The organism is Halomonas qaidamensis, assembly GCF_025917315.1.
In the GTDB taxonomy this organism is placed as follows: Bacteria; Pseudomonadota; Gammaproteobacteria; order Pseudomonadales; family Halomonadaceae; genus Vreelandella; species Vreelandella qaidamensis.
The window spans coordinates 2060982-2075567 of the sequence record NZ_CP080627.1 but is presented as its reverse complement, the minus strand read 5'-3'; the positions used below and the strand labels follow the sequence as shown (position 1 = coordinate 2075567).

At 53.3% G+C, this 14586-nt stretch carries 12 protein-coding genes; 3 read left to right on the top strand and 9 right to left on the bottom strand.

The window, feature by feature from the left end:
• The first annotated feature begins 117 nt into the window (after positions 1-117).
• Positions 118-2016 carry a monovalent cation:proton antiporter-2 (CPA2) family protein gene (locus K1Y77_RS09630; RefSeq protein ID WP_264428174.1) on the top strand — a complete coding sequence of 633 codons (1899 nt, stop codon included), beginning with the start codon at positions 118-120 and terminating at the stop codon, positions 2014-2016.
• 12 nt (positions 2017-2028) lie between these two features.
• On the opposite strand, the gene K1Y77_RS09625 is transcribed toward K1Y77_RS09630, so the two are convergent.
• From K1Y77_RS09625 to K1Y77_RS09585, 9 genes are all read right to left on the bottom strand, one after another.
• Positions 2029-2598, bottom strand: a complete 570-nt coding sequence (locus K1Y77_RS09625; RefSeq protein WP_030072530.1) for a hypothetical protein — start codon at positions 2596-2598, stop codon at positions 2029-2031.
• Positions 2599-2642: 44 nt separating this feature from the next.
• Positions 2643-3467 (bottom strand): class I SAM-dependent methyltransferase, encoded by an 825-nt coding sequence (locus tag K1Y77_RS09620; protein ID WP_264428173.1) that lies wholly within the window; start codon positions 3465-3467, stop codon positions 2643-2645.
• Positions 3468-3904: 437 nt separating this feature from the next.
• A complete protein-coding gene (locus K1Y77_RS09615) occupies positions 3905-5608 on the bottom strand; it encodes an AMP-binding protein (protein WP_264428172.1) in 1704 nt (567 codons plus the stop codon).
• A 58-nt stretch (positions 5609-5666) separates the two neighbouring features.
• Positions 5667-6575: a hydroxymethylglutaryl-CoA lyase gene (locus K1Y77_RS09610; protein ID WP_030072533.1), complete on the bottom strand. Its 909-nt coding sequence runs from the start codon at positions 6573-6575 to the stop codon at positions 5667-5669.
• Between the two features lie 10 nt (positions 6576-6585).
• Positions 6586-8625 carry an acetyl/propionyl/methylcrotonyl-CoA carboxylase subunit alpha gene (locus K1Y77_RS09605; RefSeq protein ID WP_030072534.1) on the bottom strand — a complete coding sequence of 680 codons (2040 nt, stop codon included), beginning with the start codon at positions 8623-8625 and terminating at the stop codon, positions 6586-6588.
• Positions 8622-9455: an enoyl-CoA hydratase/isomerase family protein gene (locus K1Y77_RS09600; RefSeq protein WP_030072535.1), complete on the bottom strand. Its 834-nt coding sequence runs from the start codon at positions 9453-9455 to the stop codon at positions 8622-8624. The genes K1Y77_RS09605 and K1Y77_RS09600 overlap by 4 nt, the downstream gene beginning before the upstream one ends.
• An 11-nt stretch (positions 9456-9466) precedes the next feature.
• Complete coding sequence (locus K1Y77_RS09595; RefSeq protein ID WP_264428169.1) at positions 9467-11074, bottom strand: carboxyl transferase domain-containing protein; 1608 nt, start codon at positions 11072-11074, stop codon at positions 9467-9469.
• Positions 11075-11084: 10 nt separating this feature from the next.
• Complete coding sequence (locus tag K1Y77_RS09590; RefSeq protein WP_030072539.1) at positions 11085-12254, bottom strand: isovaleryl-CoA dehydrogenase; 1170 nt, start codon at positions 12252-12254, stop codon at positions 11085-11087.
• A gap of 6 nt (positions 12255-12260) precedes the next feature.
• Positions 12261-12668 carry a MerR family transcriptional regulator gene (locus K1Y77_RS09585; RefSeq protein WP_030072541.1) on the bottom strand — a complete coding sequence of 136 codons (408 nt, stop codon included), beginning with the start codon at positions 12666-12668 and terminating at the stop codon, positions 12261-12263.
• Positions 12669-13027: 359 nt separating this feature from the next.
• On the opposite strand from K1Y77_RS09585, the gene K1Y77_RS09580 reads away from it, so the two are divergent.
• Both K1Y77_RS09580 and K1Y77_RS09575 read left to right on the top strand, forming a co-directional pair.
• Positions 13028-13816 carry an ABC transporter ATP-binding protein gene (locus K1Y77_RS09580; RefSeq protein ID WP_030072544.1) on the top strand — a complete coding sequence of 263 codons (789 nt, stop codon included), beginning with the start codon at positions 13028-13030 and terminating at the stop codon, positions 13814-13816.
• Positions 13813-14562, top strand: coding sequence for an ABC transporter ATP-binding protein (locus tag K1Y77_RS09575; RefSeq protein ID WP_030072546.1), 750 nt, complete (start codon positions 13813-13815; stop codon positions 14560-14562). Before K1Y77_RS09580 ends, K1Y77_RS09575 begins: the two co-directional genes overlap by 4 nt.
• The last annotated feature ends 24 nt before the right edge of the window (positions 14563-14586 follow it).

Sequence of the window (14586 nt, the reverse complement as noted above, 5' to 3'; positions counted from 1 at the left end):
GAGCGAGCTCACTGTGTAGCCACAACAATTAAGTAATAAGTTACTGTACTAGCGTACTAGTACAGTAACTTATTGCTCAGCGAAGTCAAGCCGTTCGCGGCAATTTGAGGAAACCCAATGACTGGTTACTTTATTCAAGCGTTTATCTATCTTATTGCAGCGGTGATTGCTGTTCCCCTGGCCAAGCGTTTAGGGCTGGGTTCGGTGCTTGGTTATTTGGTAGCAGGGGTAGTGATTGGCCCTGTGTTGGGGCTAGTAGGGCAAGAAACCACTACTATTCAGCATTTTGCTGAGTTCGGCGTTGTGATGATGCTGTTTTTAGTCGGTATGGAGCTTGACCCAAAAGGTCTGTGGGCCATGCGGATACGGCTAGTAGGGCTAGGCGGTTTGCAGGTAGTGATTACTGCTGCTGCAGGCGCGGCCATTGCCTGGTGGCTGGGACTTGCTTGGCAAACGTCTCTTGCTATTGGGCTGATTTTCGCACTTTCCTCAACAGCGATTGTGCTGCAAACCTTAAATGAAAAAGGGCTTACAAAAACCGAAGGTGGGCGTAGCGCTTTTTCAGTGCTGTTGTTTCAGGATATCGCGGTGATTTTGATGCTGGCGCTGATTCCGTTATTGGCGCTACCCGAGCTAACGGGAGAAAGCGGAAATAATATTGAACACGGCAGCCTTAGTCTTGTAGAGGGTATGTCGGCATGGCTCCATGGCCTGGTAGTAGTGGGAGCCATAGGCGTTGTGATTATGGGTGGACATTATCTTGGCCCAATACTGTTTCGCTACGTAGTTTCTTCCGGCTTGAGAGAAGTATTTACGGCTGCCGCTTTAATGCTGGTTATTGGCATTGCTGCGCTGATGGGAATTGTCAATTTGTCTCCAGCACTTGGTGCGTTTCTAGCAGGTATCGTACTCGCTAACAGCGAATTCAAGCACGAGATAGAGGCCAATATCGAGCCGTTCAAAGGGCTTTTACTAGGACTGTTTTTTATCACCGTCGGGGCGGGTATAAATTTCCAAGTATTTGCCGAGCAGTGGGCAATGGTAGTAGTGCTCGTGCTTGTCGTTATCCTTGTAAAGGGCATCGTTTTATTTGGTTTAGCATTACTGTTCCGGGTTCGAAGCAGCAATGGTTGGCTGTTTACGTTAAGCCTTGCTCAGGCAGGGGAATTTGGGTTTGTGCTGTTAACTTACAGCGTGCAGAGCAATGTTATTCCGCTGGATGTATCGCAATTACTGTCACTAGTTGTCGCGTTTTCCATGTTTGCAACGCCGCTTTTGTTTATTGCCTATGACCGCTTAGTACTGCCGCGCTATCAAACAGCTGAAAACAGTACTCGCGATGCCGATAGGATCGAAGAGCAAGCGCCGGTGATCATCGCCGGTGTCGGTCGTTTTGGGCAGATTGTATGTCGCTTGTTGCGCGCCAATAACATTCCCATCGTGGCCTTAGATCTTGAAATGGAGCAAATTGAACTGCTCCGCCATATTCGAATTAAAAGCTATTTTGGCGATGCCAGCCGTTCAGATTTACTAGAAACTGCGGGTATCGCCAACGCGCGAGTGATGGTGGTGGCGATTGATGATCGCGAGCGTGCTGTTGATATGGTTAAGCACGTCAAGCATTACTACCCCAACGTTTGGGTATTGGCGCGTGCATTTGATCGCGGCCATGGGTATCAGCTTCGCGAAGCGGGGGCTGACGATGTGACCAGAGAGGTTTATCACTCTGCACTGACGCTTGGTGGTCATACGTTAACGGCAATGGGGATTCACCCTATGCGTGCCAAGCAGATGACAGATACGTTTGAACAACATGAAAATGCTCATGAAGATGAGCTGTTTGAAGCCTGGAAAGAAATTGAAGAGGGCATTAGCTTTAGCCCGCGATACGGCGAACTGTTTATGAAGCTGGAAGAGGCGCTAGGCCAATCCATGCAACATGGCTGGAGTGAGCCAGATCAGGCAGAAGAACCCGTATGGACACCACCTGAACAGGCACCCGAAGAAAAACGCTAAAATATGCGTTTGTCAAAACGGCAAGTGCAGGGAAGCGCTTAACATATTGAGATGGCTGAGGGTGGGGGCATCGATGCGTTCGTACTCTACCCGGCTGACTAAGCGATTGATGGTCATTGTGGCACCAAAGCCCTGAAGAAAGGCGGTGCCGCCATCATCGGCTAGTGGTTGATCGGTTTCGCCACGCCACTCGGTGAGGCCAGACTTAGCGTAAATACTAAAAGCGCCCATTCTCACGCCAGCTACGATTGCTCCGCCCAAGCTGAGAGTATCCATGATAAGAGGGTCAACACTGGAAGAGATGGGAACTTCTTCACTTTCGCGGTAGGCAATTTCAGCGCCAATATCCAACTGTGGTAGCTGCCATGGGCTAAAACCTGCCGTAAAGCGAAAGCCAGTGGTGTAACTATCAAGGCTGCTTAAGTCACTGCCTTCTAAAACGACACCGTTGCGCAGGGACATAAACTCGCTGTTAGGAGACGCATAGGCGAGATCGGTATCTCCGCCGTTGGCTAAACAGCTCATAAATGGCAGCATGGAGCCAGCAAAGCTACAAAATAGGGTGCTTGCCAAGCGTTTCATTGGCGTTCCTCGTGTCCCTTGCTAAGGAAGTTATCTTAATCAGCCTAGCAACGGGCGCTGATTTCTACCACGTTAATTGCATTATTCGATAAATTATCTAGCAGATTTTTGCCCATTTTTAAAAAACGCTCGCCAAATACCCATTGTGGAGAGAGCACAGCGTCAGTATTGGTCTGCTCTTTTTGGCGTTGCCGCTGACGCCACTCAAGCGCTGTGCTGCTCCAATCTTCACTGTGCTCAAGCTGAAAGCCGTTTGCTTCCAATAAGCCCGTTAGTTCGGTCATCGTGAGCAAGTGTGAGTGCTCTGGTGATGCCGCCCAAGGCACGGGATAACGTAGATTGGCAAGGTTTTCACCGCTGACCACTTCATGCATGACAAGCTGGCCGCCTGGGCGAATCACACGTCGGCTTTCGGCAATAACGCGGGCTGGGTCAGGCATATTCATCAGGCTATGCTGAAACAGCACTGCATCAAAAGTGTTCTCTGGAAAGGGTAACGCGCAAGCATCCCCCGTCACCCAGCAAAGTGGTGCGTTGGCAGGAGAGGCTGATAAGTCAGTCAGCGCCTGGTTAAGGACGTTAAAGCGGTGGGTGATATCTAAACCGGTAAGTTGAAAACCTAGCGCTGCCCCTTGGCGCATTAATCCGCCTAATCCCGACCCTATATCAAGCACCTTTGTATGCTGCGAAGGATCAAGCAGGTTAAGCAGCTTTTTAGAAGCGGCAATGCCACCGATGTGTAGCTGGTCTAGCGGGGCAAGTTGGTGAAGCGTCGGACCATCAGGGTAGTGGGTGCGAATTTGGCTAACAATATCGTCATCGCGTAACCCTTGGTGGTAGTGCTCGGCTAGCTGCTGTTGAGTGGACATATTGGTGTCTCAATACCTTACAAAAATTAACGCCGACCATTAGCTGGTGGGCTGGTTTTTTGTTTAATAAGTGCTTGACGATGACTCCACCCCAGCCCTCCGAGCCGCCCTCGTCATTCCCGCAGGCTCTGCCACTTCGTCATTCCCGCAGGCCCTTAGCGGGAATCCATGTTGACCTGGGGTTGCGGGCTGCTGCAGGTCAAGGTCAAGGTAGATTCCCGATAACCCCACTCGGGAATGACAGTGCGGTGACTCGGGAATGACAGTGCGGTGATTTGGGAATGACAATGCGGTGACTCGGGAATGACAGTGCGGTGACTCGGGAATAACGTGCGATGTACGCTTGAGGAGGCCGCTTTGCTATATGGGGCTAGGGAGTAATGCCAGTAGCCTTAGCTGACTGGCATTACGACCATGGGCCGGCGTTAATTAAAGGGTTATTTCTGATCTTCAAGCCCAAGCTCTTGGATAGAAATTTCGCGCATTTTAAATTTCTGAATTTTACCCGTCACCGTCATTGGGAACTCATCAACAAATTTAAAGTAGCGGGGAATCTTGAAGTGCGTGATTTTGCCTTTGCAATACTCGCGCAGGTCTTCTCCTGTAACGTCTCCTGCGCTGCTGTTGAGCTTCACCCAGGCAATTAACTCTTCTCCATACTTCTTGTCTGGCACGCCGGTGACCTGTACCTCTGAAATTGCTGGGTGGGCGTATAGAAATTCCTCGATCTCTTTGGGGTATACATTCTCACCGCCGCGGATCACCATATCTTTAATGCGGCCAACGATTTGGATATAGCCTTCCTCGTCCATAGTGGCAAGGTCGCCCGTGTGCATCCAGCCAGCTTCGTCAATGGCTTCAACCGTGGCTTTCTCATTGTTCCAATACTTGAGCATCACGCTGTAGCCACGGGTGCACAGCTCGCCAATTTCACCACGGGGCAGAATGCCGCCATTACCGGGGTCGACAATCTTGCTCTCCAGATGGGGCTGGGTGCGGCCAACGGTCGAAACGCGCTTTTCAATCGTGTCATTCGCGCCGGTTTGGGTAGACACTGGGCTAGTTTCGGTCATGCCATAGGCGATCTGTACGCCCTTCATGTTCATCTTTTCGATGACCTGCCTCATGATTTCTGCAGGGCAGATAGAGCCCGCCATAATGCCGGTGCGCAGCGAGGAAAAATCAGTAGTGGCAAAGTCGGGGTGCTCTAGTTCGGCGATAAACATGGTGGGTACGCCATACAGCGCGGTGGCTTTTTGCTCGTGTACCGCTTTTAGCACTTTACCGGGGTCAAAGCCTTCATCCGGGTAAATCATCGCTGCGCCATGGGTCATGCAGCCCAGGTTACCCATCACCATGCCGAAGCAGTGGTAGAGTGGCACGGGGATGACCAAGCGGTCTTCGCTGGTAAAGCCCATGCTTTCGGCAACAAAGAAGCCATTGTTAAGAATGTTGTGGTGGGAGAGCGTCGCGCCTTTTGGAAAGCCCGTGGTGCCCGAGGTGTACTGAATATTGATCGGGTCATCAAACTGCAGCGTGGCCTGTAGGTCATCAACATCTGTCTGGCTGACTTTGTTGGCTTCCTGAATAAAATCTTCCCAGCGCCACATGCCACGATGCTTGTCACTGCTCAGGTTGATGATGCACTCAAGCTTGGGCAGCTTTTGTGCTTTTAGCTGGCCTTCTGCGCTGCTGTTTAGCTCAGGTGCAAGCTCAAACAGCATGGCGGTGTAATCAGAGCTTTTGAATTGATTAGCAGTAATCAGAAAACGCGCCCCAGATTGATTGAGCGCGTAGTCCAGCTCATGGGTGCGGTAAGAAGGGTTAATATTCACCAAAATGGCGCCAATCTTGGCGGTGGCAAACTGGGTCAGGGTCCACTCGCTGCAGTTGGGTGCCCAGATAGCAACTCGGTCGCCTTTTTGCACGCCAATAGCCAGCAACGCGCGGGCGCAGCGGTTCACTTCTTCCTGAAGCTGGCGGTAGCTCCAGTGGATGTTCTGATGAAGAGCGATCAGCGCGTCGTTATCAGGATATTGTACGGCGATTTGGTCAAATTTATCGCCAATGGTCATGCCTAGCAGCGGTTTGTCTGCAGTGCTGCTGGTATAGCTGGGTAGGGTGTGTGCAGGTGATGCCATGTGTATCTCTCCGAAGTCTTTTTTTTGTCTAAACGGGAAAGCAGGTGGCGTCTAATTATTATTGTGTGCCAGTGCCTTTGGCCAACGCGACTTTAGAACTGGGCTTGCGGCCAAGCTGTTGAGTGATCCAGACGCCGGTATCAATCACTGCCTGGAGGTCGATGCCGGTGTTAATGCCCAGCCCCTCAAGAAGATAAAGTACGTCTTCAGTGGCCACATTGCCGGAGGCACCTTTGGCATAGGGGCAGCCACCAAGCCCTGCTGTCGCTGCGTCAATCACGCCCACGCCTTCTTCCATTACGGCATACAGGTTAGCTAGCGCCATGCCGTAAGTATCGTGGAAATGGGCGGCCAAATACTCGATGGGTACCTGCTGGCGGGTAGCTTCAATCATCCGCTTAGCGGCTAGCGGCGTTCCTACACCGATGGTGTCACCCAGGGAGATTTCATAGCAGCCCATCTCATAAAGTGCGTTGGCTACCTCGGCGACTTTTTGCGGCGAAATGTCCCCTTCATAGGGGCAGCCCAGGACGCAGGACACATAACCCCGCACCCGCACGCCTGCTTCATTGGCTCGCGCAAGCACTGGTTCAAAGCGCGTCAGCGACTCCGCAATCGAGCAGTTGATATTTTTCTGAGAGAACGCTTCAGAGGCGGCGCCAAATACCGCCACTTCTTCAACGCCAGCTGCCAATGCGCCTTCTAGCCCCTTCAGGTTAGGGGTTAACGCTGAGTAAACCACGCCGGGTTTGCGAGCAATACCGCGCATTACCTCACTGGCATCGCCCATTTGCGGTACCCATTTAGGCGAGACAAAGCTGGCGGCCTCAATATGGGTGAGGCCAGCATTAGCCAGCCGTTCGATCAGTTCTATCTTAGTGGCGGTGGGCACCAGGGTGCCCGGTTCGTTTTGCAGGCCATCGCGGGGGGCCATTTCAAACAGTTTAATAGACGTAGGCAGTGCCATCGGTTAGCTCCTATTCGCTGGGGGCAAAGTCGAGTAGCACGTCACCTTGACTCACGGTATCACCCGACTGGAAGTGGAAAGTCTCCACGCTACCATCGGTAGGCGCAGTCATCGTGTGCTCCATCTTCATCGCTTCCATCACCATCAATGGCATGCCTTTCTCGACCGCCGCACCAGGTTCTACCAGCAGCGCGACAACGGTGCCATTCATGGGGGCGGTGAGCGTCGATTCGGCTTCATGGTGACCGTGGTCAATGGCATCAATACGCCGCCAGAAGAGGCGTGTTTCGCCACTGGGTTCAGCCATCACCACAATATGGCCATCGCGTCGTGCCTGTAGACGGCGGCGGTGGCCATTTAGCGTGACGGCTACCGCATCGCCTGTCAGCGATTGTAGGCTAGCGGTCAGCGTTTGATCACCGATGGTCAAATTCCAAAGCGATTCGCCGCTTTCACGCTTACCTTCAACAACCACCACCGCTTCGTCGCTGTCGGCTGCCTGGGCACTTGCCGGGTCACACAGTGCAATACGAATGGTATGGGGGGCATTTAGGCGGAAGCCGTCGTGACGATCCCAGGGGGAGTCGCTTTCGCACTCTTGGGCTAGTTGGTTCAGGCCGATAAGTGCGGCGCTGGCATAAGCTTCGGTAGAGTAGCTGCGCGGGGCAAACAGCGTAGCTTCATTGCGTTCAATAAAACGCGTGTCAAGCTCAACGTTTTTAAAGCCAGGGTGATTTGCCAAGCGCTGCAGGAAGGCGCGGTTGGTCACCACGCCCTGCACATCCAGTGCCGCCAAAGCGCGGTTGAGGGTAGCGAGTGCCGCATCTCGGTCAGCGCCGTGAACAATCAGTTTGGCCAGCATGGGGTCGTAGTGCATAGAAACCACATCACCGCTTTCCACACCGCTATCTAACCGCACCCGATCGCTATCTAAGTCAGCACCCTCTAAATCTAGGGCGAAGCGAGTTAATAAGCCGGTAGCCGGCAGGAAGTCTTGCTCTGGGTCTTCGGCGTACAGGCGTGCTTCAAAGCTATGGCCGGTGATGGTCAGCTCGCCTTGGGTGCAGGGGAGCGGTTCGCCCATGGCAACGCGCAGCTGCCACTCGACTAAATCTTGGCCGGTAATCATCTCGGTAACAGGATGCTCAACCTGCAGGCGAGTGTTCATCTCCATAAAGTAGAACGAGCCGTCGGCGTCGAGCAGGAATTCCACGGTACCTGCACCCACATAGCCAATTTCTTTTGCGGCGCGAACGGCGGCGTCACCCATTGCACTGCGCAGTTCAGGCGTCATGCCGGGGGCTGGCGCTTCTTCAATCACCTTTTGATGGCGGCGCTGAACGCTGCAATCCCGTTCGAACAGATAGACGCCATTGCCATAGCGGTCGCAGAATACCTGTACTTCGACATGGCGGGGCTGCACCAGGTACTTCTCAATCAACATGCGGTCGTCGCCGAAAGCGGCTTTGGATTCGCGCCGACAGCCATCAAGCGCTGCTTGAAAGCCTTCGCCGCTTTCAACCACGCGCATGCCTTTACCACCGCCACCGGCGCTGGCTTTCAGCATCACTGGGTAACCGATTTTGTCGGCTTCGCTGCGCAGCAGAGCGTCATCTTGGTCATCGCCATGGTAGCCAGGTACCAGCGGCACGCCTGCATTGGCCATACGCGCTTTTGCAGCAGATTTGTCGCCCATGGCGGCAATCGCCGACGCAGGGGGGCCAACAAAGATAATGCCTGCCTGCTCAAGCGCTTTAACGAACCCACCATTTTCTGAAAGAAAGCCGTAGCCGGGGTGAATAGCGCCGGTACCGGTGCGCTTGGCCGCGTCGATAACCGCATCAACATTAAGGTAGCTTTCGCGGGCGGCGGCGGGGCCTAAGCGAACGGCTTCATCGGCTTCACGAACATGGCGGGCGGTGGCATCGGCGTCTGAATAAACGGCAACGGTTTTTAGCCCCATACGGCGGGCGGTGCGCATCACGCGGCAGGCAATTTCACCGCGGTTGGCCACTAGCAACGTGTCGAATTTAGTAAGGTCAAGCGTCATGAGCGTGGCTCCGCAGCAGTATTGTTTTCTTGAAGGCCTGACGGTTGTGTCCAGGAAGGGCGGCGCTTTTCAAAAAAGCTAGCTAAGCCCTCTTGACCCTCTTGGCTCACTCGCAGTTTGGCGATCACTTGGCAGGTGTGCTCTCGAGTGGTATCGCTGTCGGGTGCTTGGGCCACGTTTGCCAACAACGCTTTGGTCGCCCGCTGAGCTTGGGGAGAGCCTCCCAGAAGGGTATCGAGCATGGCATCTACGGCGCTATCCAAGGCATCGTGTTCAACCACGTGGTGTGCCAAGCCTAGCGCCAGCGCCGTGGGCGCATCCATCACTTCAGCGGTGAGTGCGTAGCGGCGCATTTGGCGTTCGCCAAGGGCGCGCTGCACATAGGGGCTAATCACCGCAGGCGATAGGCCAATTTTGACTTCCGACAGGCAGAACTTAGCTTTATCTGAGGCAACCACCACATCGCAACAGGCAGCGAGGCCCACTGCACCGCCAAAGGCTGCCCCCTGCACACGGCAAACCGTGGGGCAAGGCAGGGTATCTAGCCCATGCATCAGCGCTGAGAGTTTGCGTGAGTCCGCTAGATTGTTTTCCAGGTCGTAATCGACCATGCGCTTCATCCAGTTAAGGTCAGCGCCCGCAGAGAAGCTTTTACCTTCAGAGCCAAGCACCACCACCCGAACGTCACCGGCGTTGGCTAGCGCATGCAATTCGTCTAGATGCGCATTTAATTCAGCGATTAAGCTGTCGTCAAAGGCGTTATGCACCTCTGGGCGGTTTAAGGTCAGGCGTGCCACGCCCTTTTCGATCAGTAGTGTTGAGTAAGCCATCGTGTTTGCCCTTACATCCGGAACACGCCGAAGCGTGTCTCTTCTACTTCAGCATTCATGGCGGCGGCTAGCGAAAGCCCTAGTACATCCCGGGTCTGAAGTGGGTCAATCACGCCATCGTCCCATAAGCGGGCACTGGCATAGTAAGGGTGGCCCTGGTGCTCATACTGATCGCGGGTAGGCTGTTTGAAGGCTTCTTCTTCCTCTTTAGTCCACTCGCGGCCATCGCGCTCGTACTGCTCACGTTTGACCTGGGAAAGCACGCCTGCTGCCTGCTCGCCACCCATGACCGAAATGCGCGCATTGGGCCACATAAACAGCAGATTAGGGTCGTAGGCGCGGCCACACATACCGTAGTTGCCCGCGCCGAAGCTGCCGCCAATCAAAACGGTGAACTTAGGCACTTTGGCACATGCCACGGCGGTGACTAACTTCGCGCCGTGCTTAGCGATGCCTTCATGCTCGTACTTCGAGCCAACCATGAAGCCAGTAATGTTTTGCAGGAATACCAGCGGAATTTTGCGCTGGGCACATAGCTCAATAAAGTGCGCACCTTTAACCGCACTCTCTGAGAACAGCACGCCATTGTTCGCGACGATGCCAACTGGGTAGCCGTGGATATGCGCAAAACCGGTGACTAGCGTGTCGCCGTAGTAACGTTTGAACTCGTCAAAATCAGAGCTATCGACAATCCGCCCGATCACTTCGCGAACGTCGTAAGGCTTTTTAAGGTCAGTGCCGACAATGCCGTACAATTCGCTAGGGTCGAGTTTGGGTGGCTTGGGCGCTTGCATGGCTAATTTGCCGCGCTTTTGCCAGTTCAGGCGCGACACACAGGCGCGTGCCAGCTGCAGGGCGTGAGCGTCATTTTCAGCGTAGTGGTCGGCCACGCCGCTCACTTTAGCGTGAACATCCGCACCGCCAAGGTCTTCTGCACTGATGTTTTCGCCGGTGGCCGCTTTTACTAACGGCGGGCCGCCCAGGAAAATCGTGCCCTGTTCTTTAACGATGATGGATTCATCCGCCATGGCGGGTACATAAGCACCGCCAGCCGTGCAGGAACCCATCACCACGGCTATTTGCGGGATGCCCTCTGCCGACATGGTGGCTTGGTTATAGAAAATGCGCCCAAAGTGGTCGCGATCGGGGAATACTTCATCCTGGCGGGGCAAGAAAGCGCCGCCAGAATCCACTAAATAGATACACGGTAAACGGTGTTTGCGGGCGATTTCTTGGGCACGCAGGTGCTTTTTCACCGTGAGCGGAAAATACGTACCGCCTTTTACCGTGGCATCGTTTGCCACAATCACGCACTCAACGCCAGATACTCGGCCAATGCCCGTTACCACGCCTGCTGCAGGTACGTCACTATCGTAAACGTGATGGGCTGCCAAGGCGGAAAGCTCTAAAAACGGCGAGCCTTCGTCAATTAAGTGATCGATACGGTCACGCACAAATAGCTTGCCGCGGCTTTCGTGACGCTCACGCGCCTTTGAACCGCCGCCCTGAGCGACGGCAGCGGTTAATTCTCGGAGCTTGGAAACTTCTCCCAGCATGGAGGCGGCGTTGGTTTGAAAGACGTCGCTGCGGGGATTGATCTGTGTAGAGAGTGTGCTCATGGCGCGGCCCTTACTTTGTTTCGGTGAAGAGTTCGCGGCCAATCAGCATCCGGCGAATTTCGCTGGTGCCCGCGCCAATTTCATACAGTTTGGCATCGCGCAGAAGGCGACCGGTGGGGTACTCGTTGATATAGCCGTTGCCGCCCAGTAGCTGAATGGCATCTAGCGCAACTTGGGTGGCTTTCTCTGCGCAGTAAAGAATCACGCCAGCCGCGTCTTTACGCGAGGTCTGGCCGCGGTCGCAGGCACCGGCAACGGCGTACAGGTAAGCGCGACAAGCGTTCAGCGTGGTGTACATATCTGCCACCTTGCCTTGCACCAGCTGGAACTCACCAATCGACTGGTTGAACTGCTTACGCTCATGAATGTAGGGCAGCACAACGTCCATGGCGGCCTGCATAATGCCAATAGGACCAGCCGCCAGTACGGCGCGCTCGTAATCCAACCCGCTCATAAGAACGCGAACCCCTTTACCAACCTCGCCAAGCACGTTTTCGGCAGGGACTTTGCAGTCCTGGAAGACCAGTTCGCAGGTGTTGGAGCCGCGCATGCCTAGCTTGTCGAGCTTTTGGGCAGTAGAGAAGCCAGGCATGCCTTTTTCGATAATAAAGGCGGTGATGCCTTTAGAGCCGGCGTCGGGGTCGGTTTTGGCGTACACCACCAGGACATCGGCGTCGGGGCCATTAGTGATCCACATCTTGTTGCCGTTAAGGATGTAATGATCACCATCAAGCTTGGCACGCAGCTGCATGGAAACAACGTCAGAGCCAGCGCCGGGCTCTGACATTGCTAATGCACCTACGTGGTCGCCGCTAATCAGCTTGGGCAGGTATTTCTCTTTTTGTGCGGCGGTGGCGTTAATCTTTAACTGGTTAACGCACAGGTTTGAGTGCGCGCCATAGGAAAGCGCGACCGAGGCGCTTGCCCGGGAAATTTCTTCCATGGCAATACAGTGAGCTAAGTAGCCCATGCCGCTACCGCCATCCTCTTCAGAAACGGTAATTCCTAACAGACCCATGTCGCCAAACTTCTTCCATAGATCGTTAGGAAATTCGTTGGTGCGGTCGATTTCAGCGGCGCGGGGAGCAATTTCGCTAGCGGCAAAGGCGTTGACCTGCTCGCGCAGCATGTTCAGTTCGTCGTCGAGGCCGAAATTGAGTTCTGAATAGTGTGAAAACATGGTCAATCACCTTGTCATTGTTAAAGGAGGTTTTTCATTGAGTTCTTCAAGCGCTTGGCGGCAACGAATTTCGGCGCTCTCAAGCTCGAGCTGAACCATTGTGATGTCTTTCATTTGCTGTTCTAAAGCGGCGCGTCGCTCACCAATTTTGCTTAGCATCAGATGTAGCTGTTTTTCACTACCGCTGCGGGTTTCGTCCCATAGCTCAAATAGCTCGCGAATTTCTGCTAAGGAAAACCCCAGCCGCTTACCACGAAGCGTTAATTTCAAGCGCACACGATCTTTGCTGCTGTAAACACGCGTTTGACCACGGCGGGTAGGATGAAGTAGCTCCTGGTCTTCATAAAACCGAATGCTTCGAGTAGTAACGTCGAACTCACTGGCCAGTTCACTAATCGTGTAGGTTTTGCTCATGATCGTTGTTCTCGTCGATAGGGGATGTCCCTATGGAACACTGACCATGAGGCTAAAACAAGTTTACGTTAACGTAAAGCAGTAGTTGTGCATTTGTGATTTCCAATATTTTTTAATAACTATTTGAAAAATAATAATTTATATTGCAAAAATGAAGAAACGTTAAAGAAGCGTAGACCAAAGTTGTAATTGTAATACCCCTCAAGTGATTGCTAGTTTGCACCTACACCTTACGTTCAGGTAAGGGTGTGTTGCCGGCTAACGAGTTTCACAAGGTGAAGCGGTTGGTGAAACGTCAGCACCAAACACCCGGATGCAAGAACACCCGAACACAAGAACAAAAAGAGGCTTACCACTCCATGCGTGCAGACGATGTTCTTAGCGGGCCAGTACTCGAAACAAGAGGGCTGACCAAAGAGTTCCGCGGTTTTACCGCCGTGGATAACGTTAATCTTCAAGTGCAGGAAGGGCATATTCACGCCCTGATTGGTCCCAATGGTGCCGGAAAGACCACCGTGTTTAACCTGCTCACCAAGTTCTTGCCGCCTACTCGTGGAGAGATCCTTTATCGCGGTAAGCCAATTACCAGCAAAAAATCTAATGAGATCGCACAGCTAGGTCTCGTCCGTTCGTTTCAAATTTCGGCAGTGTTTGCCCATATGACGGCGCTGGAAAACGTTCGGGTAGCGCTACAGCGCCAATTAGGCACATCGTTCCACTTCTGGAAATCCGAGAAGTCGCTGGATCACCTCAATGAGCGTGCGTTAGAGCTGCTTGACGAGGTTGGCCTGCGTGAATACGCCGATACGTTAACGGTAGAGATGCCCTATGGGCGAAAGCGCGCACTTGAAGTTGCTACTACGTTGGCGCTTGACCCTACGATGATGCTGTTGGATGAGCCGACTCAGGGTATGGGAGCAGAGGATGTTGACCGTATCGTTGCGCTGATTAAGCGTGTCTCGAAAGGGCGCACCGTCTTAATGGTGGAGCACAACTTGAGTGTGGTTAGCCGCCTTTGTGACCGTATTACGGTACTAGCCCGCGGCGCGGTGTTGGCCGAAGGTAACTATGAAGAGGTGTCCCGCAATCCATTAGTGCGTGAGGCTTATATGGGCAGTGAAGCTGCAGAAGAGGAGGCTGCCGTATGAATACCGCTGAAGCCTATGAAGCCAACGAATTAGCTGATTCCCAAACGCTAGAAATGCTGAGAGTGCAAGACCTACACGCTTTCTATGGTGAATCACACATTCTTCACGGCGTGAACTTTGATGTTAAGCGTGGAGAGTTGGTTACGCTGCTGGGACGCAATGGTGCGGGCCGCAGTACTACCTTGAAATCCATTATGAATATGGTGGGGCGTCGTACTGGCTCGATTGTGATTAATGGCAACGAAACGCTGAATATGAAGGCACACCATATTCCAAGGCTTGGCATTGGTTACTGCCCCGAAGAGCGCGGTATTTTTGCAAGCCTGGATGTGCACGAAAATTTATTGCTTCCGCCCACGGTTCGCTCTGGCGGAATGAGCCTAGATGAAATCTACGGCATGTTTCCTAACCTTTACGAGCGTCGCAAAAGCCAGGGGACGCGGCTTTCTGGTGGTGAGCAGCAGATGCTAGCAATGGCACGCATTCTGCGCACTGGTGCGAGGCTTTTGCTACTTGATGAAATTACCGAAGGCTTAGCCCCCGTTATTGTGCAAAAACTTGGCGAAGTACTTATCCAGTTAAAAGAACGCGGTATGACCATTGTTCTGGTGGAGCAGAACTTCCGTTTTGCAGCGCCGCTGGCAGATCGTCATTTTGTCATGGATCACGGTCAGATTGTCGAAGAGATTAGTGCAGCACAGCTTCCATCACGTCGAGATCATCTCAATACCATGCTAGGGGTATAACGCTAACCTAAATCAATAAAACGA

Excerpts from the sequence above, each read along its gene's own strand:
- K1Y77_RS09585 (WP_030072541.1), bottom strand. The coding sequence starts at position 12,668 with ATGAGCAAAACCTACACGATTAGTGAACTGGCCAGTGAGTTCGACGTT.
- K1Y77_RS09630 (WP_264428174.1), top strand. The coding sequence starts at position 118 with ATGACTGGTTACTTTATTCAAGCGTTTATCTATCTTATTGCAGCGGTG.
- K1Y77_RS09610 (WP_030072533.1), bottom strand. The coding sequence starts at position 6,575 with ATGGCACTGCCTACGTCTATTAAACTGTTTGAAATGGCCCCCCGCGAT.
- K1Y77_RS09575 (WP_030072546.1), top strand. The coding sequence starts at position 13,813 with ATGAATACCGCTGAAGCCTATGAAGCCAACGAATTAGCTGATTCCCAA.
- K1Y77_RS09600 (WP_030072535.1), bottom strand. The coding sequence starts at position 9,455 with ATGGCTTACTCAACACTACTGATCGAAAAGGGCGTGGCACGCCTGACC.
- K1Y77_RS09605 (WP_030072534.1), bottom strand. The coding sequence starts at position 8,625 with ATGACGCTTGACCTTACTAAATTCGACACGTTGCTAGTGGCCAACCGC.
- K1Y77_RS09595 (WP_264428169.1), bottom strand. The coding sequence starts at position 11,074 with ATGAGCACACTCTCTACACAGATCAATCCCCGCAGCGACGTCTTTCAA.
- K1Y77_RS09615 (WP_264428172.1), bottom strand. The coding sequence starts at position 5,608 with ATGGCATCACCTGCACACACCCTACCCAGCTATACCAGCAGCACTGCA.
- K1Y77_RS09590 (WP_030072539.1), bottom strand. The coding sequence starts at position 12,254 with ATGTTTTCACACTATTCAGAACTCAATTTCGGCCTCGACGACGAACTG.
- K1Y77_RS09625 (WP_030072530.1), bottom strand. The coding sequence starts at position 2,598 with ATGAAACGCTTGGCAAGCACCCTATTTTGTAGCTTTGCTGGCTCCATG.
- K1Y77_RS09580 (WP_030072544.1), top strand. The coding sequence starts at position 13,028 with ATGCGTGCAGACGATGTTCTTAGCGGGCCAGTACTCGAAACAAGAGGG.
- K1Y77_RS09620 (WP_264428173.1), bottom strand. The coding sequence starts at position 3,467 with ATGTCCACTCAACAGCAGCTAGCCGAGCACTACCACCAAGGGTTACGC.